The sequence below is a fragment of the Flavobacterium sp. MAHUQ-57 genome, assembly GCF_051908335.1.
Classification (GTDB): domain Bacteria; phylum Bacteroidota; class Bacteroidia; order Flavobacteriales; family Flavobacteriaceae; genus Flavobacterium.
On sequence record NZ_JBPZTE010000007.1, the window covers coordinates 231,751 to 252,302 of the forward strand.

Genomic DNA, 20,552 nt, shown 5'->3' on the forward strand with positions numbered 1-20,552 from the left:
TTAGTTTTTAAAGTTTTGGTCGAATTCTTTGATCACATTGTTATCATTGTCTTTGATCAACTTCAGACGATGTAATGCATCGTACTCATAAGTCATGGTCTTCCCGTTCGGGTCATACATTCTAACTAACAAATTCGTAATCGGATCGTACTCAAAAACGCTCACCATTGCATTTGGGAATTGGTTTCTAAATGCTGCTATATCACCAATACTGTTCGTATTAGCATCTAGGGTTCCTGTAAAATTCTCTATCTTGGCAATGACATGATTTTGGGTGTTGTACAAATATTTAATCTTCACTCCACCGGTAAGCGACATTAAGGTCGGATTCCCCTTGCTGTCGTATTGTTCAAAAACGACACGCTCTTCGAGAGGGCGGGTACTTTTGGAAGTATAAATTCTCTCCGGCACAATCTTACCGTTAATATCCTGATAGGTAGTTCGTTTCGTGCTCTTTAATCCCAAACTAAAACGTTCCTTGGTTTCAATTGGTGAAGCCACATTATTTTGTGCCAATAAAGCGGCATAAGCAGCAATCTGATTTGAAGTTAACTCGGTTAAAGTGCCGTATTGATTCACATACACGTTTTCATTAATATGAAGTTCTCCGTTACTATTGGTCATCGTTACCTTAGTAGGCATTCCTCGTAATGCTCCGTACTCATAGGTTTGAGTGGTGGTCATTTTTTTGAAATTATTCTCTATTACTGACTGTGGTATGTAACCTTCCGGGTCTTCCAAAATTAAATCCGGATTATCAAATGTGAAATCCATTTGCTTATTAGAATTGTAAGCAATATAACTACTCATTGGAACTGGGTCAATATAATCAGTGGTTATCGTTTTTTCAAGCTTTTGATTGAAAACATAAGTATAATAATAACCAAAATACATACCATACAAACCATTCAATATAGTTTTGGTACTAGAATAATCACCCGGTATTGCAAAACAAAAATTAAGTCCTGTATTGTATTGACTTATAATTTTGTTTCCTACAAAATTGGTAATCTTTTTAGAGAAATCTTTTTCTATTTTATAAAGGGTTTCTTGCTCTTTAATTTTGAACAAAGCACCGTTCTTTTTAATATAAGAGCGCTCACATAATAATTTTCCATTAAACTGAGTTTGTTCATTTTTTTGATAAGTACGATACTTCTCGATAACAAAATCCATAAAAGTATTGTTAGACTCTCTGTTTTCCCAACAAACTACTTGCCATTCTCCGTCGATAAAATCTTCCCAACAACCATCATGAGCAATATCTAACTTAATTACATCTGTATTTCTAGTATGCAGAAAGGTTTTTTCAACGCCTCCTTTTTCAAAATTATCACCTCCTAAACTGATGGATACAACTGGATAGTTTTCAGTATCATCCATTGCAGAATTGTACTTATTTAAAAATTCCGAAGAAAAATTAGCCGACACCAAAGCCTGTTGCTCATTACCAATAGTATAAGAAAAAGTCGTCTTTGGATAAACAGTACTTAAATCAAGATAGTCTTCAACTTTATTATAGTCACCATTAATTCTTCCATAATAATATCTTTTAGAATGTGTCTTAGTACCATCATAATTAAAATTGGTTTCTTTTTTCAAACGAATTCCTAATCCGTCAATTGGAGTAAACCCTTCAAAAACAGAAAAACTCACATTGGCTTCAAGCATATTATAATTCCCACTCGTATAATTGTCTTTAAACTGTAAACGGAAACTATAATGATGCCCTTTTTTAAGGTATAAGAATCTTTCCGTCTCGCTAGTAAGATGCAATTGTGTGAATACAGTCGTTATAACGTTTTGAGGATCCGTAATATCTTTAACGATAAATTCAGCCCCTTTACCTTGCATTTGAACCGAATTTGATTCATGATCTAGCGGCGTCCCAACTAATATTTTAAATCGAAGTGTTTGATCTTCATATACATTTGGCATTTGAGCATAAATCGGTTCTCCAAAAGACCCTATTATATTACCAGGAATTTCTACCTGTTGAGGATATGCAAATTCATTACCCGAATAACTATTAATATGAAATGAATAGACCTTATTGACTTGCATTTTGGCAGGAACGGGCTCGTATTCAAATTCAGAATATCCTTTGGTGGGATAAACAATTTTTGTCAAACTCCCCTTTTTACCATAAGTAAAATCAGGTGTAAGATCCCCAAACCATTGCGTTGAAGAAAAATTATATCGAGGATCATTAGCTATAAGGGAGCGGTTATTTTTATTATTGAAATAACCTGCAAAATCTCTGCTGTTTGCCTTATCAAATTCAGGATTATTAGGCGTTTTAATCCTGTGAGGTAAACCATATGGGTCATCATACACAAATGAATAAACTTCACTTTTGTTCCCCAATGTATCAAGCTCCTTATCTATCTCCAATTTGGTTAAGAAAAAACGAGAAGCGTTCTGAAAATCATTCTCCGGACCTGTTGGTGAAACTTTCGCACCATAGGTAAAATCAACTTTCTTCAACAACACATAGTTGGGTGCGGTAGTAATTCGTCTAACTTCTATCGAATTAAGCACACTGGTAAAATTAGTATTATCGTAATCGGTACGATTAAAAACTACCTCAATTGAATTGTCTGGGCTTTTTATTTTCTTCAAACGTTTCAAGTCACTAATTCTTGTTGAAAATATACTCTCGTTGAAAACTCCAGGAGTGTATCCTCCATAGGCGCCAAGTGTAGCTGTCATATTATAACTTTTACTTAAGCGCTGAGTTCTCATGGAAACAGTATCATACTCAAACAACAAAGTGCCATTAAGTGGATGTTCAACTCTAGAAAGATGAAAAGAGGTTATTCCATCACTTTCCAAAGAGGGTCCTCCAGATAAAACTCTTGTATTTTCTAAATAACCAATCCCTCCAAAATAATATTTAACTCCATTGGGAGTAGTAATTAGTAATGTATGATCGTTTAAAAACTTCAACTTATTGGTGGCTCCGTTTCCTAGAATTTCAATCTTTACTTCATTCTCATTCAAAATGGAAACCGGATTGAAATTTCCATCCAAATAAAATGACCCCGAATATCCGTCAAAATTATAATTGAAAATATCAACTTCAGTATTATATTCGGTACCATGGTAAGCCATTGACCAGTAATACTGCGAATCAGGAGCACATAAACTATCCGCATTGATTTTCATGTGTGCTTCATTGATGATAGGTCGATTGGTAACTCCTTCGTCTACTCCATCTTTAATTTGACGTGTTATAACGCCTCCAGCACTTAAATTCCAATTAATCCCTACCCATGTGGCCATATCTTCTACTTTCACACCAGCTCCGGAATAGCCCAAAGTAACTGCAGTATTCAATTGTCCTGCAGTATAATTATAAAGCGAAATACTATTATTCAATTTCCCTTTATATTCATTGACACTGTTTTTGCCATACTCTGTAAATGAAAACGCATCAGGAGACGGGGGGATAACATCCGGGAGTGTGGATTTTAGTAAACTATTGTCCTCGCTACCATTTCGGGAATTCAAACCGGGCTTTGATTGCGAAAACAAAGCAACACTACACAATAGTAGCACTATAGTTATCTTAAAATTCTTCATCTTACTTCTTTAAAATTTTCACGGCTTGGGTACCGTTGTTCGTACTTACATTAATCAAATAAACGCCTTGTGGCAAATTGTTCAACGCAAACGGAATTTCTTGCTCACCATTCAATTGTTTTACCTGTAACTGTCTTCCGTTGATGTCGTACAACGTAGCTGTACCTCGCTCGTATTCAAAATTAATGCTCACATTGGTGCTGCTTACTGCCGGATTCGGATACGCTGCCAATATCTTTTCTATTTTCTTTTTCTCTGTGTTTTTCAACTTCACAATCCAGTAGTCGTTTCCTCCTATCTTGTTGTTTTTATCTCTGGATTTCTCTCCATTCGAAGTTCCGGCCAATAAATAGCCGCCGTCCTTGGTAGGAATTACTTTCTTCAATACTTCATCACCACGACTTCCAATGGTTTGTGACCACAATTCTTTTCCTTTGCCGTCAATCTTCAAGGCTATATAATCGTTGATGCCTTCCTTTTCTTTACTAATACGAAGTCCCGTGCCTTTGTTTTTGAGTTCACTTTGTGCAAAACCACCAATCAGTAGCGTACCATCAGTATCTTCGGTTAGGGTAGAAAACACATCATTCGTTCCAAAATTGAAGGTTTCCTGCCAATCGGAAACACCTTCCGAATCCAATTTGATCACCCATAAATCGGTGCCTTTGGCATTGCTTTTTGTTTTGTTACTGTTTTGTGTTTTTCGGTTGTTGCTGCTTTGGGATTCTGGCCCCGAATTACCACCAACGATAAAACCTCCATCTTGCGTTTGCATCAAACTAACCAATACATCATCGCCTGTTCCTCCTAAAGTTTGTTGCCAAATGATAGATCCTGTGGCATCCACTTTCAATATCCAGTAATCACCAAGTCCAATAGTATTGCTAGTCTTATCTCCGGATTGCGGCGAATTGGAATAACCGCCGATTAAATACTCATTATTGGCTAAAGGCTGAATGACCTTTAGTTCGTCTTGGAATCTGCCACCAAGAGTTTTTTGCCAACTTACACGACCATTGGCTTCCAATTTCACCATCCAAAAATCCAATCCACCTTTAGAGTCTTCTTTTTTAAGATGCGAAGCAATAACTCCATTGGCATCGGGCTTGCTTTTGGCAGAACTCGATGAACCGGCAATAGCATAACCGCCATCGGCCGTCTGAACAATACTGCTTAGTTTTTCCTGACCATTACCACCAATAGTATTTTGCCACTGGATGCCTCCTGCATTGTCAATCTTAACAATCCAGTAATCCGTCGATCCTTGACAGGCATACAACTTATCGCCGTTTTTCCCGGAAGTAGAAATTCCAGCCAAAATATATCCGCCATCCGAAGTTGCTTTCACCGATTGCAGCAAATCCATACCGGAACCGCCATAGGTTTTCTGCCATAGTAAATTATTATGAGCATCCATTTTGCATACCCAATAATCCAGGTCGCCTTTATTGGCCTGGGTCATATTCCCGGTACGATTGGAAGTGGTACTTCCGGCAATTAAAAATCCGTCATCTGATGTCGGTATCGCATCAAACAAATACTCCTGACGAATACCGCCTAGCGAACTTTGATACTCCACCTGCTGGTCCTGCGCAGAGGAAGAAACCACACAGAAAGTCATGAGAAACAAAAGGAATGCTCCTCTAGTGTAATGATAAAACATAAGTAATGAGATTAAATAAAATTAGGACAGTTGGTTATAAATACGAAAAGTCTTATTTTTTTGCAAAGTTAGTTTAATTATTACTTACAAAACAATCACTAATATTAATGATATTTTACCTTATTAACAACTATGTAAAATTGTAAACGAACTGTCTTTTTAATCTATAAGATGCAAATAATTGCGGATAGGTTGGGAAATAAGCTACAAAATTTAAACAGGGTTAGCCACTGACTAAGTCAACACTTCGATTACCTTACATTCAACCAAACCGGCTGTGCAAAGTCAACCAGTTGCGCAAAGTTTGACTACGTCGAATCTTCGATTTCCCGACTTTGCGTTTTTTCAAATATAATAAATCACTTTTTTAAATAAAAAAGCCACAACATTGCTGTTATAGCTTTTTGTTTTTTATTGCTCAAAGTCGGGAGACTTTACGCAGCGGGGCTATTGGGTTTATAAATAGTTAAAAGTTTTAATTTTTTCTAAAAATGCTACATAGTTTTCTTGTTTAATATTATAGAGAACTATCGTAACTTTCCCATCCGAATAAGATTTATTTATTCTTTCTTTTAAACTATTGTGTAAACTACTTTCATTATAATTTCTTTCTTCCCAATAATCACCAAAAGTTTTATAAATCTTATTTTCAGGAAAATCATTTAAACTCCAATCAACTTCATTACCAACATTCTTATAGCCTGAATTAATATAAATCATTTGTTTAGAATCATATTCGAAATAAAACTCATTTCCAAGTATATACCAATTCTTTATTTTTTTTGGCAAATTAATACTGAAATGATTGGGATATTTAATATCATTATCGGCTTTTGAATAAATTTTTGATTTGTAAAGAAATTGGTTCTCTTTTTCTTTATAAATAAATTCCATTGAATCCGATTTGATATCATTCTTAGTATCTATATAAATTTTACATGAATTCAATAAAAAAAAAAGACATAAATAGTAAAGTTATTTTTTTCATTTTACCTTGTTTATTCTATCAATAGAAGTCTTTAAATCAGAATATTTAATTTTTTCAATTAGTCCTTTGATATTCTAAAAACCAATTGTATTGCCAAAGTAACACAATCAATCCCAACTGCAACAAATAACAGCCAAAAAAAAACAGGAACAAACCATTTACTACCAACTTCAACAACTCCAAAACCTCTTTTGAAGAAGTAGTATATATGTCGTATATATGTCGTATATATGTCGTATATATGTCGTATTTATAACGTGTACTAATGGAGTGCTCTAGTAGTTCAACTTGACCTACACTATACTTTAAGTAATCCCTCACGCTAGACCCATTTCTACCCAATTACCCTCACTCTAATCAACACAACATATCGCGTCACTTACCACAAATCCAAAAATAGAAGACATTCCTTCTCTTTTCCGTAACCATCTAAAAACAAAACTTCGTAACTTTAAAGCATAAACCACAAACAATAACCCAACAATGACGCTATCCATAGAAACGCCCGCTTTATTATTCTCCGCCACTTCCTTAATTCTGCTGGCATATACCAACCGTTTCCTAACCATTGCCCAAATCATACGTAGCTTGAAAAAGAACTACCAGGAAGTGCACAACAAATCCATTCTTCTGGAAATCCAAAACCTCAACAAACGACTTACTTTAATTCGTTTCATGCAGCTTATGGGAGTACTTTGCCTGTTCCTCTCCGTATTTGCCATGTTACTTTTGTTTATCGATCTTCAAAACATCGCCATCTACTTGTTCGGAATGAGCATGCTCAGCTTGTTGATCTCATTGGCCACTTCCTTTTGGGAAATCAGCATTTCGGTTAACGCACTTCGTGTTCACCTCAGCGATTTGGAAGAATTTACCAAAAATGATTAATCTGGAAATTCTCTAACCAATTAAAATGCTAAAAAATAAAACCAACCCATTAAACCTTTTGAACCCAATCGAGTCTTATTGTCAAACCAAAAAATAAAAACTATGAAAAAGTATTTTGCCTCAATGTTGGTTGTTTTCGGAACAACAGCTGCCCTCAGTCAAGACAACGATGCACCTGAATTTGCTGGAGAAAACTTCAGTCTGGAAGGTGCGGTGTCCTTATTCAAAAAAGCCAATACCTTGGAACAGTTTGAAGAAGCAATCAATAATGAAAAGAACGACGTAAACAATCTAGACCTGAATAACGATGGCGATATCGATTACATCACCGTAGAAGACATCATGGAAGACGACAAACATGTAATTGTACTAACGGTGCTTTTGGGAGATAACGACAAACAAGATATCGCTACCATAGCTATTGAAAAAACAGGAAAAGAAGAAGCACAGCTTCAAATCATTGGCGATGAAGATTTATATGCCGATAACACCATTGCTGAACCTTTCGATACAAAAGACGCTATGGACAACAACCAAAAAGGACCTGCAATGCCCGAAGTGCTTACTTCACGTGTAGTGGTAAATGTTTGGGGATGGCCCGCAGTACGTTTCATCTATGCGCCTGGTTACCGTGTTTGGGTTTCCTCAGTACGTTGGGCAGCCTATCCGCGCTGGTGGAGACCTTGGAGACCTATTCGCCATACAATGTTTGTATCGCGTTGCCATGTGCACAAAACCTACATTCATCGTACCCCAACCCGAAGAGTGGTCGTACACAAAACCTACGGACCTAGAAGACATTCTTCTACTTTGGTAGTAAAAGGCAAAAGAGGCACAACAGTAGTGCACAAAGGACGAAGAGGTAATGTAAAAGCAGTCAGAGTCAGAAGACGATAAAACACAATCCGGGGTATTGCTCCGGATTTTTTTATGTCTTTCCGACCCTCAACAAGCAATACCAATCCATAAGCCATAAAATAATTAACAACACGACTTTAAACCTATTCCCGATTGCACAGTCTAATCTCGAAACGCACGCTATGAATAAATCAACGTTATGGTCCTTACGCTTAGGCTTCTCAAACAAGCAGGCCGCCTCTATTGATACCATCGGATTCGAAACCTTTCTTGCCAAATCCTTTGCCACTGCTTTTGACGCTTCCATTCCGGAGTTTCTCGACAATAGTCCGAAATCGCTCAAAGAACTCCGAGACACCCGCCAAAAACTCAAAGAGAACAATCCTGACGAGGTAAAGAAAATGCTCAATCAGGAAATCAAAACTTCGGTAGCCATGAAAGCCTGGTGGATCAATAAGATGCAAAAGGAAGAATTCCCGTTACGCGAGAAAATGACCTGCTTTTGGCACAATCATTTCGTAGCTACTTTCCAGAAGGTGAAAGTAAATCACTGGGTGTTCCAACACAATCAACTGCTTCGTGAAAATGCGTTCGGTAACTTTAAAGAACTGACCAAAGCCGTTGTTCGTTCCAATTCCATGGTGCGTTATCTGGATAATGTCGACAACCGTAACGGTAAAATCAACGAAAACCTGAGTAGGGAGTTACTGGAATTGTTCACTTTAGGCATTGGTAATTACTCCGAAAAAGACATTCAGAATGGCGCTAAAGCACTGGCTGGATTAGGTATTGGTGAAAAGTATGCGGTATACCGTCCTATTTTCGAAAACAATGAAACCATTACCTATCTGGGCAAAACAGGTCATTTCAAAGCCGACGATTTAGTGGATATCATCTTCGAACAGAAAAGCGCGCCGTATTTCCTTACCCGAAAAATACTGCAATGGTTCCTATATGACACACCTTCTGAAACCTTAGTAAAAGAATACGGTGACTATTTCCGAAGCGTAAACTTCGAAATACAGCCCTTATTGCAAAAACTATTCACCGAAGAATACGCCAAAAACAATGCGGGTACCAAAATTAAAAACCCACTAGAATACAGCCTTCAGTTGCTTTCGGAACTCAATATCAATTTGCCCAATAATCAGGTGCTGTCTTTCTTCCTCAAAGAACAAGGAATGGATTTGTTCAATCAGCCCAATGTAAAAGGATGGGAAGGTGGAAAGGCATGGCTTACTTCACAAATTTACTTGCAACGCAACAATGTAGCCGATTTATTCTGCAACGGAAAGACCATCAACCGAAGAGTACTCAAAGAGAATAATTCAGAAAATGCCGCTATCCAAAAAATAGCGATACAACTGCAATGGAAAGGAAAAACCAATACGGAAATTATTCATAACCTTACTAACCGACTCCTTTTTCAAGTCGACGAAAATACACAAAAGGATTTTGAAGCTGTATTGAAATACGACTTCAATCCTGAGGAAGCCAATGCAAACCAAGCCGTTATACGTTTATTCAATACAATAGTAAAAACACCCGAATTCCAGTTAATCTAAAACCAACCATCATGAACAGAAGAAGCTTTTTATCGTTAACAGGAACCTTCACCGGAGGCGCCTTACTCCTTCCCGATTTCTTATTTGCCTATGGCACACAATCCAATTTGATCGTAGGTGAACAATGCTTGGTTTTTATTCAATTGAATGGCGGAAACGACGGTCTCAATACCTTCGTTCCTATTGAAGATGAAGCCTATTTTTTCAATCGGCCTAAAATAGCATTATCCAAAGACGAAGTACTCGGCAAAAACAAAGGCATGGCATGGCATCCCGCTTTAAAAGGATTTGCTCAAATACAGCAAAATGGGCACCTATCCGTTATTCAGAATGTAGGGTATCCCGAACCCAATCGCTCGCATTTCCGAAGCCAAGAAATATGGCAAACTGCCACTGCATCCAATCACTATGAAAATAACGGTTGGTTAGGGCGTTACTTGGACTTCCAATGCAACGAACATACCCCAACAGCAGGTATCAATCTGGATTCGATAGACAATTTAGCACTCAAAGGCGAAGAACCGAATGCTATTACTGTAAAAGATCCCAACCGCTTCAAATCAAAAACTGAAGAACCGGAACAGGTACAACTATCCAACAATCCGCAATTGGATTTCGTAAGAAAGATTGCCAATTCGGTTACTGAAGGTTCCGAAGAAATCCAAAAAGCACTGGCACAATCCAAACAGGACATTACTTACCCTAAAACCGGTTTGTCTAAAAACCTGGAATGGATCGCTCGTCTGATCAAAGGAAACCTCAACTCTAAAGTATACTATACTTCACTGGGCGGTTTTGATACACACGATAACCAATTGGCCATTCACAAAAACAAACTCACTGAGCTAAACGATGCGCTGCTTTCATTCTATACCGATCTAAAAACAGCCAATGTTCTAGAGAAAGTTACCATCGTGGTTTTCTCTGAATTCGGAAGAAGAGTCAAAGACAATGGAAATGGCACCGATCACGGTACAGCAGCCCCGATGTTCATTATTGGAGGTAATACCAAAGGTAAAGTCATAGGCAACAATCCCAACCTCCTGCAACTGGATCAAGGGGATTTACAATTCGAAACCGACTTCCGTAGTGTTTACGCAAGTTTACTGCAAGAAAAGCTCCAATTTGACTATCGAAAAATAGGCATTTCAAACACTCCTTTATCTGGTCTATTTTAAAAAAAACGGTAGAAATAACGTATAACTCATAACTATGAATTATATTTGCCGGCTTTTTAAAAATGAAAAAATGACAAAGAACAGTATGTTGAAAGGAGTTTTCCTTGTAGGATTAGGTGCAACGAGTTATGGAATGTTAGCCACTTTTGTAAAGCTGGCGTATAAGGAAAATTTTACTACTGCTGAAGTCACTTCTTCACAGTTCATCCTAGGAATTTTGGGAATGTTACTCATTAACGGTTTACAGAAATTCAAAAAGAAAGACGACGTAGTCAAAGCTTCTCTTAAAAACATCACTCACTTGATGTTAGCAGGAACTTCTCTGGGAATGACCAGCGTTTTCTATTATTTAGCTGTGAAATACATCCCCGTTTCAATTGGTATTGTTCTCTTAATGCAAACCGTATGGATGGGTGTGTTATTGGAATGGTTCTTGGATAAAAAAGCCCCTTCCATGCAAAAAATTGCTTCAGTTTCTATTGTATTGATCGGAACTGCTTTGGCTACTAATTTATTCAATAGCAACATCGAATTGGATTGGAGAGGAATCATGTGGGGATTATTGGCAGCCGCATCTTTTACTACAACTATGTTTACCGCTAATCGAATTGCTTTGGGTATTTCATCTGCGCAACGTAGTTTGTATATGTTATTAGGTGGTGCTGTTATTGTTTTCGGATTTTCAATCGCTACACAAGTAACACCCTTCAATATGGCTATTTTCACAAAGTGGGGAATAGTTTTGGCATTATTTGGAACAATCATCCCTCCAATATTAATGAATGCAGGTTTCCCGTATACAGGAATCGGATTGGGAAGTATTGTTTCTTCATTGGAATTACCAGTTTCGGTAATGATGGCATTTATCATTTTAAATGAAACGGTTATCTTCTCACAATGGATTGGTATCGTTCTGATTATCCTAGCGATTATCATTATGAATATCCAGTTCAGAAAAAGGTAAAAAAAAACACTATATCCATTTATTTTAGGTAAATTCGTAAGAAATAACTTTACTTATGAGTTTACCTTGGCATTTGTATGTAATGGCATTGCTCTATGTCGTTGCGGGAATTAACCATTTTAGAAACCCGAGAGTGTATCTCAAAATAATTCCTCCTTACTTTTCCAACCCCAACCAAATCAATTGGATGAGCGGCTTGGCTGAAATTATTTTAGGGATTTGCCTTTGCATCCCGCTACTTTCTCAATATGCTGCTTGGGGTATAATTGCTTTACTTATTGCTATCTTTCCTGCCAATCTTCACATGTATAAGAATGACAAAGCGAGTTTGGGTTTACCCAAATGGATGCGGCTGCTTCGCCTTCCCTTACAACTTTTACTGATATATTGGGCTTTTCAATACACTTGAATAATCAACTAAATATACGTCTATGAAAAATGTTATAGCAGAATTTTTCGGAACCTTTTGGTTAGTTTTTTGCGGATGTGGAAGTGCTTTATTTGCTGCAGGTATACCCAATGTGGGTATCGGCTATGCAGGAGTATCACTAGCATTCGGGCTTACAGTAGTAACCATGGCCTATGCCGTAGGACATATCTCTGGAGGCCATTTCAATCCGGCAGTTTCTCTCGGACTATGGGCCGGCAAAAGATTTGACGGTAAAGATTTGCTGCCGTACATCATCGCACAGTGTGTTGGTGCAATCGCTGCAGCGGGTTGTTTGTACCTCATTTTATCCGGTAAAGAAGGCTTTGCCATAGACAATTCCAAAGCCGGTGCCTTTGCATCCAATGGATATGGCGCTTTTTCACCGGATGGTTATCCTTTACTATCCGCTTTCCTCACAGAGTTCCTACTCACCTTTTTCTTTCTACTTATCATTTTAGGAGCGACTGATCGTTTTGCTAATGGTAAATTTGCAGGACTAGCCATAGGTTTGGCACTAACACTGATCCATTTAGTGAGCATTCCAATTACGAATACATCGGTAAACCCAGCCCGCTCTTTATCTCAAGCTTTATTTGCTGGAGGAGAGCCTTTACTACAATTATGGCTGTTTTGGGTAGCACCGATAGCCGGTGCAATAGCTGCAGGTTTTATCTACAAATCAACAATGGAAACAATAGCTGAATAATCAAAATAATTACAAGCCAAGCGATGGATTACCATCGCTTTTTTTATTTTTGAACTATGAGTTTATTCCCCGATGAAAAAATAGTTTTCAACCTACCCGATGCCGAAATAGAGTATTTTCCTCATTTTTTAGACAGATCGGTTGCCAATGATTTGTTTCAAAAAGTATTACAAGAAACACCCTGGCAGCAAGATGACATTATTGTATTTGGAAAAACACATCCACAACCCCGACTTACATGTCTGTATGGTAATGAAGGAAAACCTTATGGATATTCGAATATTGTAATGAATCCACATCAATGGACTCCCACTATGATGTACATCAAAGAAGAAGTGGAAAAAACAGCCGATGTCAATTTCACTACAGTACTTGCCAATTATTATCGTGACGGACAAGACAGTAACGGTTGGCATGCTGACAATGAAAAAGAATTGGGCAGAAACCCCATTATTGCCTCAGTTAGTTTTGGAACAGAGAGAACCTTCCAACTTAAACATAATACAAAGGATATCAAACAGCAAATTGTATTACAGCACGGAAGCCTACTCATTATGAAAGGTAGTACACAACATTTCTGGAAACATCAGATTCCGAAAACCAAAAAGGAAATTGGCCCAAGAATAAATCTTACCTTCCGAATTATCAAATAGTTTTTTTAGTAAATTTGGTTAAAATCAACCCAAATTATGATCAACGAAATCATCAATTATTTTGAAACCATTCCCTCTTCTCATCGAAGTGCTATATTAATAGGAGGAATCACCTTGTTTTGGATGATTGAAAGTGGCATTCCATTGTTTAAATTCAAATACCACAAATGGCAGCATGCTTTAATCAATTTTTTCTTTACCATAACAACTATACTCATTAACTTTTCTTTGGCTTTCTTGTTATACAAAAGTTCCGTTTTGGTAAGCGAGAATCAATTTGGCATTATTTATTGGCTGCACTTAGACAATCTTTGGTTACAAGCCATTATCGGTTTATTGTTTATGGATTTAATTGGAGCCTACACCGCACATCTTGTTCAACACAAAACAAAATTATTATGGCGTTTCCATCTCATCCATCATACAGATACTTGGATAGACACCACTTCCGCCAACAGGCATCATCCAGGCGAAAGCTTGATTCGTTTTACCTTTACTATTTTAGCCATAGTAATAGTTGGTGCACCCATTTGGCTTTTCTATTTATATCAATCACTTTCTGTTTTCTTGTCGCAATTCAATCATGCCAACATGAAGATGCCTAAAAATATAGACAAATGGATAAGCTATCTAATTGTTTCCCCGGATATGCACAAAATTCACCACCATTACCAACTGCCTTATACTGATAGCAACTATGGCAATATCTTTTCAATTTGGGATCGACTATTCGGTACTTTTTTGGTGATGCCACGAGAAGAATTAATCTATGGTGTAGACACTCACATGAAACCAGAAGAAAACAATAATTTGAAGAATTTATTAGTAATTCCCTTTCAAAAATATCGAAATCCAGATGTATAAAAATTTTTTTTCTTAATCAATTTTTAGTAATATTGGTATAAGTATTGCACAGATTTATTTGAATTAACATTTTATAAATGAGAAAAAGTAAAATAGCTGATTTAGACAGAGAAACATTAGAAAGACTAATCAGTGTGGCACAGGAAGAACGCAAACCCTTTGAAGTAATCAAAGAAGAATTCGGCATCACAGAAAATGATGTAACCGAATTGATGCGCAAACGCTTATCTAAAGATCAGTTTGAACTTTGGAAGAAGAAGGTCACGGCCTCCAAACCGAAACCTAAACAAGTGAATATTGATGATTTTGATGACGACTTGGATGGGAAATATTATTTGAAAAATAAATTTGATTAAATGTTAAACTCCTGCTAAAATCAGGAGTTTTTTTGTAACAAAAAGGAAAGGATAACTACATATACTCAGTTAACAACGAAAAAAATGAAAAAAACACTTATCGCAGCCTCTTTTGCCTTATTTGCAATAAGCTGTATGACGGGACAAAGCAAGTCTAAAAACAAAACAGGCGCTGAAGTTCAGGTGAGTATTGATTTAAATAAAATCAATGATGACAAATTAATGGTAACTGTAATGCCTACCAAAGTAAGCGAAGATGTAATTACCTTTAATATTCCAAAAACTGTTCCGGGAACTTATTCTACAGACAATTACGGAAAATACATTGAAAATTTAAAAGCTTTCGATGCCAAAGGAAAAACTTTAGAAGCAGCAAAAATTGATGATAATACGTGGCGTATCAAAGGTGCAAAAAAACTAAGCAAAGTAACCTATTGGGTTAACGACACCTACGACCAAGAAGTTCAAGGTGGTTTAGGAGGAAAAGATGTATTCTCTCCTGCAGGAACCAACATCGATCCCAACTGTTTTATGATTAATACGCACGGATTTGTGGGCTATTTCTCCGACAAAAAAGAAGTTCCTTATACCTTAACAATTGCTCATCCTGAAACCTTATACGGAGCAACCGCGATGGTAGATACCGATGCAAGTGCTACTTCAGATACATTCAAATCATCTCGATATGCTGAATTAGTGGATCATCCAATCATGTATACAAAACCTGATTACACTACGTTCAAAGTAGAAGATATGGACATTATTATCAGTGTATATTCTCCAACCGGAAAATTCAAAGCAGCCGACATCACTCCAAACATGGAGAAAATGATGAAAGCCCAAAAGAAATTCCTTGGCCCAATTAATAACACTAAAAAATATGCTGTCCTAATTTATTTGTCTGACGTTTCTAAAAAAGATGCAAAAGGATTTGGCGCACTAGAACACACTACTTCAACTACTGTTGTAATGCCAGAAGTAATGCAAGCCGATCAAATGGACGAGCAATTAAAAGATATTGTATCGCACGAATTCTTCCACATTGTTACACCTCTGGGTATTCATGCTAACGAAATTCACTATTTTGATTTCAATGCACCAAAAATGTCAAAACACTTATGGATGTATGAAGGGGTAACTGAATATTTTGCCAACTTGTTTCAAGTAAACCAAGGGTTAATCACTGAAGAGGAATTCTTCGAAAGAATGTCAGACAAAATCCGTCAGGCTTCAACTATGAATGACACCATGCCGTTTACTCAAATGAGTGCGAACGTATTAGAACAACCTTACAAAGACCAATACCTTAATGTATACCAAAAAGGAGCACTAATAGGTATGTGTATTGATATGATTATTCGTGAAGAAAGCAATGGTCAAAGAGGTATTTTGGATTTAATGCAAAAATTAAATAACGAATACGGAATCAAAAAACCTTTTAAAGACGAAGAGTTATTCGATAAAATTGTTGCTTTAACCTATCCTAAAGTAGGTGAGTTTTTCAAAACCTATGTCGAAGGTCCAACACCAATTCCTTACGATCAATTTTTCAGCAGAATGGGTGTAACAGCTGCAAAAACCAAAGTAGCAGGAAATCCATTCTACAAACAACAGGCACCTTTTATTACGGTAAATCCACAAACAAAAGAAATCGTTGTTATTCCTGGAATTGAACTACCTGAGTTCTATCCAGCATTAGGAATTAAACCCGGAGATATAATAACCAGCGTTAATGGTAAAAACTACAATCTTGACAATATCTACGATATGATTATGGAAAGTCAAGGCTGGAAAGAAGACGATGCTATCGCTGTTAAAATCAAACGTGATGGAAAAGAACAGGAATTAAAAGGAAAAGTAAAATTACCATTTGAAGAAGTGGAAGGTTACAAATCTACAGACGATTCCAAAAAAACTATACGCGAAGCATGGTTAAAAGGCTAATTTAAACAATAACAGCTTTTAAAATCAAAAATATAAATCCTCAGTTTAAACATTAAATTGAGGATTTTTTTATTATTTTGCGGCAAATTTCAAAAAGCTATGTATAAATTATTTATTGCAGTATTATCATTGACTGTATTGATTTCTTGCGGCGAGAAAAAAGCAGAAGGAAACCTTGAAATCACAGGAAATATTAAAGGACTAAAAAAAGGAAAATTATATATCCAAAAAGTTGAAGACACCACTTTGATTGCTTTAGACACCATCATTCTAAATGGTAGTTCTGCCTTTAAAAGCCACATCAATCTTGAATCTCCTGAAATGCTATATCTTTTCGTAGACCGTGGTGTAACCAATTCAATCGATAACAACTTACTTTTCTTTGCTGAACCAGGAAAAATAAATATCGATACAGATTTGGACTTCTTTTTGGCAGATGCTAAAATCACCGGTTCAAAAAACCATGAGTTGTATGACAAATACAAGGATATCATTTCTAAGTTCAATGATCAACAGCTCGTACTTTTAAAAGAACAGCTAATGGGATTGAAAGGCAATAAAAACTATTCTGAAGAAGCAAACCAAAAGAAACAAGAAGCATTATTAAAGAAACGTTATTTATATGCCGGTAACTTTGCATTAACCAATGCGGATAAAGAAATCGCACCCTATATTGCTCTAACCGACATTTATGACATGCAACCTAAATTTCTGGACAGAATACACAAAGCAATGACTCCAGAGGTTGCTAAATCAAAATACGGTAAAAAATTCACTGAGTATTTAAAGGAAATTAAAAAGACACCTCCTGCAAAAGAAATTGAATAATTTTAATACAAATACATCTCATATAAAAACCCCATTCAGTATACCGAATGGGGTTTTTTATTTCGCTAAAAAAATAAATCATCTCTAAACAAGACAATTTCAAAAATTACTTATGGGCAATATTGTGTTCCGCTTACCCATAGTGTACAAACACGTACACCATTTGCGTTGTAATCCCACTCACAACATCTTCTGATAGGTGCTGCTCCAACAATAGCTTTTTGTTCTGCCTTGCTCAGTTCTTCTGCGCCAGACAAATTTGAAAGATTTTTAATCATGTTTTTTTTAGTTTTTTAATTAATTATTACGGTAGTAAAACTAAGTGAAACATAATTAAAATTTGTAAGGTTTTTCCTCAAAAAATCTTAAATTTCAAGTTAAAAAAAACCCGTCCTACTTAAGACGGGTTTTCTTTTTAATTTTTTGAAGGAATATTGGCTAAGATTTCCAACAAGAACTTCCAGAATTTCTGAGAAGATTTAATCGAAGCTCTTTCATCAGGGCTGTGCGCACCATGGATAGTAGGCCCAAAAGAAATCATATCCATTCCAGGGTAATTGGTACCCAGTATACCACACTCCAATCCGGCGTGACATGCAACTACTTTAGGCTTTTCATTATTTTGTTTTTCATAGATAGTAACTAAAGTATCTAATATCTCCGATTGTACGTTAGGAGTCCAACCAGGATAAGAACCTGAAAAAGTCACTTCACATCCAAACAATTCATAAGCGGAACGCAATGCATTGGCCAAATCAAATTTTGAAGATTCTACAGAAGAACGTGTCAAGTTTTGGATTGATATTTCGCCTTCTTTAACCACTACTCTTGCAATATTATTAGAAGTTTCAACTAAATCCTCCATATCAGCACTCATTCGGTACACACCGTTATGCGCAGCGTATATTGCACGTAATAAACCTTCCTGCACTCCCAAATCCATCACTTTGGCAGGAGTTGCTTTTGATTTTTCAATCAGGATTTCCAGTTTTGGTTCTGTCGTTTTGAATTCTGCTTTAATATCATTGATTACTTCTTGCATATCAAACACAAACGCCTCATCGTACATTCCAGCAATAATTACTTTTGCAACACTTTCTCTTGGAATTGCATTACGCAAACTACCTCCGGAAATTTCGGCAATCTGTAGTCCAAAATTCTCAAAACCGTCGAACAATAGACGATTCATTATTTTATTGGCATTACCCAATCCTTTATGAATATCCATTCCGGAGTGTCCTCCATTCAACCCTTTTACAGTAATGGTATAACCTACAGATCCTTCAGGGGTTTCTTCTTCATTATAACCGCGTACGGCAGTTACATCAACTCCACCTGCACATCCTATATCAATTTCATCATCTTCTTCTGTATCTAAATTCAAAAGAATTTCCCCTTTTAAAATTCCACCTTTCAGATTCAAAGCACCAGTCATACCTGTTTCTTCATCAATGGTAAACAACGCATCAATGGCTGGATGTGGAATATCTTTACTTTCTAAAATGGCCATAATAGCTGCAACACCTAAACCGTTATCGGCACCAAGCGTAGTTCCTTTGGCACGAACCCAGTCACCATCTACATACATATCAATACCTTGTTTATCAAAATCAAACACTGTATCATTATTTTTTTGGTGTACCATATCCAAATGTCCTTGCATTACGATGGTTTTTCTGTTTTCCATACCCGGGGTTGCCGGTTTACGAATGATTACATTTCTAATTTCGTCCTCAAAAGTCTCTAAACCCAGACTATTTCCGAAATTTTTCATGAATTCAATTACACGTTCTTCTTTCTTTGACGGACGTGGCACTTCGTTTAAATCGGCAAACTTGTTCCAAAGCGCTTTTGGCTCCAAATTTCTTATTTCCTGACTCATTTTTAGTTCGTTTAATTATGCTCCATTAGCCAATTGGCTAGGATGTAAGTTACAAAGTGTCAAAGTTACAAAGTTTAAACACTTTTTCTATACTTGATAATGTTTATATTTACCCTTTAAACCGTTTTTTTGTGAGCCGAAAACACCTTTTACCGCTATTCTTTGTTGTTCAATTCATCCTATTGAAAATCCTTTCCTATTTCCCTGAATTCGTTGAAAGCAATTACAGTAACGGTTTATATCCTACTATTTCTGGATTCTTGAGAATCCTTCTAGGTTGGGTTCCCTTTTCTGTGGGAGATATTTTATATGCAATACTGATTGTATGGATTATTTTTTGGCTGAAGAAAAATTGGAAAACAACTACACTCAAAGAAAAGTCAATAGCAGCTTTAAACCTTCTATCAATAGTGTATTTTTTCTTCCATTTTTTATGGGCTTTGAATTACTACCGATTGCCACTTTCAGAAAAAATGAGCCTAAAAAAGGAATATACACATGAACAACTGGTGAATTTTACCAAAAAACTAATCGCTAAAACCAACGAAATCCAGTTTCAAATCACCCAAGACACGGCCAAAAAAGTGATTGTCCCATTTTCTCAAAGAGAAATTTTCGAAAAATCACTCAATGGATATCAAAAACTAAATAAACAGTATTCGTTTTTCAATTATAGGCTACCCAGCCAAAAAGAATCTCTCCTAAGTTATCCATTAACCTACATGGGTTTTGGAGGCTATTTGAATCCCTTTACCAATGAAGCACAAGTAAATAATAAAATTCCCGCATATAACATCCCTGCGACAACTTGCCACGAAATGGCACATCAATTAGGATACGGTAGTGAAAGCGAATGTAATTTTATTGGTTTTTTATCTTCAACACAAAACGACGATTTATATTTTAAATATTCGGGTTATACTTATGCTTTACGCTATTGTTTATCGAATATTGGCATGAAAGATGAGCGAACCTTCAAAGAATTACTGTCTACCCTTCATCCGGGCATTTTAAAAAACTTCAAGGAAAGTGAAGAACACCGAAAAAAATACAAAACCATCATAGACGACTTTTTTGAAGTCATCTATGATAATTTTCTAAAGATGAACCAGCAAAAAGACGGCATGGAAAGCTACAGTAAATTCGTTGATTTACTGGTTAATTATTACGATAAAAAAACGTTATAATCCAACTTCGTTT

Annotated in this window: 18 protein-coding genes; 13 read left to right on the forward strand and 5 right to left on the reverse strand. The window is 36.4% G+C overall.

What is annotated here, in order from left to right; genetic code table 11:
* The 3 genes from ACS8MM_RS08980 to ACS8MM_RS08990 form a co-directional block, all read right to left on the reverse strand.
* Entirely contained in the window at positions 1–3,585 is a 3,585-nt protein-coding gene (locus ACS8MM_RS08980; protein ID WP_379715535.1) for a hypothetical protein, read from the reverse strand.
* Between the two features lies 1 nt (position 3,586).
* Positions 3,587–5,248: a T9SS type A sorting domain-containing protein gene (locus ACS8MM_RS08985; protein ID WP_379715538.1), complete on the reverse strand. Its 1,662-nt coding sequence runs from the start codon at positions 5,246–5,248 to the stop codon at positions 3,587–3,589.
* A 456-nt stretch (positions 5,249–5,704) separates the two neighbouring features.
* Positions 5,705–6,142, reverse strand: coding sequence for a hypothetical protein (locus ACS8MM_RS08990; RefSeq protein ID WP_379715541.1), 438 nt, complete (start codon positions 6,140–6,142; stop codon positions 5,705–5,707).
* A gap of 577 nt (positions 6,143–6,719) precedes the next feature.
* Here ACS8MM_RS08990 and ACS8MM_RS08995 point away from each other — a divergent pair.
* From ACS8MM_RS08995 to ACS8MM_RS09050, 12 genes are all read left to right on the forward strand, one after another.
* Positions 6,720–7,124, forward strand: a complete 405-nt coding sequence (locus ACS8MM_RS08995) for a DUF2721 domain-containing protein (RefSeq protein WP_379715544.1) — start codon at positions 6,720–6,722, stop codon at positions 7,122–7,124.
* 102 nt (positions 7,125–7,226) lie between these two features.
* Positions 7,227–8,021, forward strand: coding sequence for a hypothetical protein (locus tag ACS8MM_RS09000; protein WP_379715547.1), 795 nt, complete (start codon positions 7,227–7,229; stop codon positions 8,019–8,021).
* A gap of 143 nt (positions 8,022–8,164) precedes the next feature.
* A complete protein-coding gene (locus tag ACS8MM_RS09005) occupies positions 8,165–9,547 on the forward strand; it encodes a DUF1800 domain-containing protein (RefSeq protein WP_379715550.1) in 1,383 nt (460 codons plus the stop codon).
* 11 nt (positions 9,548–9,558) lie between these two features.
* Positions 9,559–10,725 carry a DUF1501 domain-containing protein gene (locus ACS8MM_RS09010; protein WP_379715553.1) on the forward strand — a complete coding sequence of 389 codons (1,167 nt, stop codon included), beginning with the start codon at positions 9,559–9,561 and terminating at the stop codon, positions 10,723–10,725.
* A 70-nt stretch (positions 10,726–10,795) separates the two neighbouring features.
* On the forward strand, positions 10,796–11,689 hold the full coding sequence (locus ACS8MM_RS09015; protein WP_379715556.1) for an EamA family transporter: 894 nt from the start codon (positions 10,796–10,798) through the stop codon (positions 11,687–11,689).
* Positions 11,690–11,744: 55 nt separating this feature from the next.
* Positions 11,745–12,098, forward strand: a complete 354-nt coding sequence (locus ACS8MM_RS09020; protein WP_379715559.1) for a DoxX family protein — start codon at positions 11,745–11,747, stop codon at positions 12,096–12,098.
* A gap of 22 nt (positions 12,099–12,120) precedes the next feature.
* Positions 12,121–12,825 carry an aquaporin Z gene (gene aqpZ, locus ACS8MM_RS09025; RefSeq protein ID WP_379715563.1) on the forward strand — a complete coding sequence of 235 codons (705 nt, stop codon included), beginning with the start codon at positions 12,121–12,123 and terminating at the stop codon, positions 12,823–12,825.
* A gap of 56 nt (positions 12,826–12,881) precedes the next feature.
* Positions 12,882–13,478: an alpha-ketoglutarate-dependent dioxygenase AlkB family protein gene (locus ACS8MM_RS09030; protein ID WP_379715566.1), complete on the forward strand. Its 597-nt coding sequence runs from the start codon at positions 12,882–12,884 to the stop codon at positions 13,476–13,478.
* Positions 13,479–13,517: 39 nt separating this feature from the next.
* A complete protein-coding gene (locus tag ACS8MM_RS09035; protein ID WP_379718971.1) occupies positions 13,518–14,342 on the forward strand; it encodes a sterol desaturase family protein in 825 nt (274 codons plus the stop codon).
* A 77-nt stretch (positions 14,343–14,419) separates the two neighbouring features.
* Positions 14,420–14,698, forward strand: a complete 279-nt coding sequence (locus tag ACS8MM_RS09040) for a TIGR03643 family protein (protein ID WP_379715569.1) — start codon at positions 14,420–14,422, stop codon at positions 14,696–14,698.
* A gap of 84 nt (positions 14,699–14,782) precedes the next feature.
* Positions 14,783–16,642 carry a M61 family metallopeptidase gene (locus tag ACS8MM_RS09045; RefSeq protein ID WP_379715572.1) on the forward strand — a complete coding sequence of 620 codons (1,860 nt, stop codon included), beginning with the start codon at positions 14,783–14,785 and terminating at the stop codon, positions 16,640–16,642.
* 99 nt (positions 16,643–16,741) lie between these two features.
* Positions 16,742–17,470: a DUF4369 domain-containing protein gene (locus ACS8MM_RS09050; RefSeq protein ID WP_379715575.1), complete on the forward strand. Its 729-nt coding sequence runs from the start codon at positions 16,742–16,744 to the stop codon at positions 17,468–17,470.
* Between the two features lie 110 nt (positions 17,471–17,580).
* Here ACS8MM_RS09050 and ACS8MM_RS09055 read toward each other — a convergent pair whose 3' ends face one another.
* Entirely contained in the window at positions 17,581–17,727 is a 147-nt protein-coding gene (locus tag ACS8MM_RS09055; protein WP_379715578.1) for a hypothetical protein, read from the reverse strand.
* 158 nt (positions 17,728–17,885) lie between these two features.
* Positions 17,886–19,352: an aminoacyl-histidine dipeptidase gene (locus ACS8MM_RS09060; protein WP_379715581.1), complete on the reverse strand. Its 1,467-nt coding sequence runs from the start codon at positions 19,350–19,352 to the stop codon at positions 17,886–17,888.
* A 131-nt stretch (positions 19,353–19,483) separates the two neighbouring features.
* Here ACS8MM_RS09060 and ACS8MM_RS09065 point away from each other — a divergent pair, with 131 nt between their 5' ends.
* Positions 19,484–20,539, forward strand: coding sequence for a DUF3810 domain-containing protein (locus tag ACS8MM_RS09065; protein ID WP_379715584.1), 1,056 nt, complete (start codon positions 19,484–19,486; stop codon positions 20,537–20,539).
* The last annotated feature ends 13 nt before the right edge of the window (positions 20,540–20,552 follow it).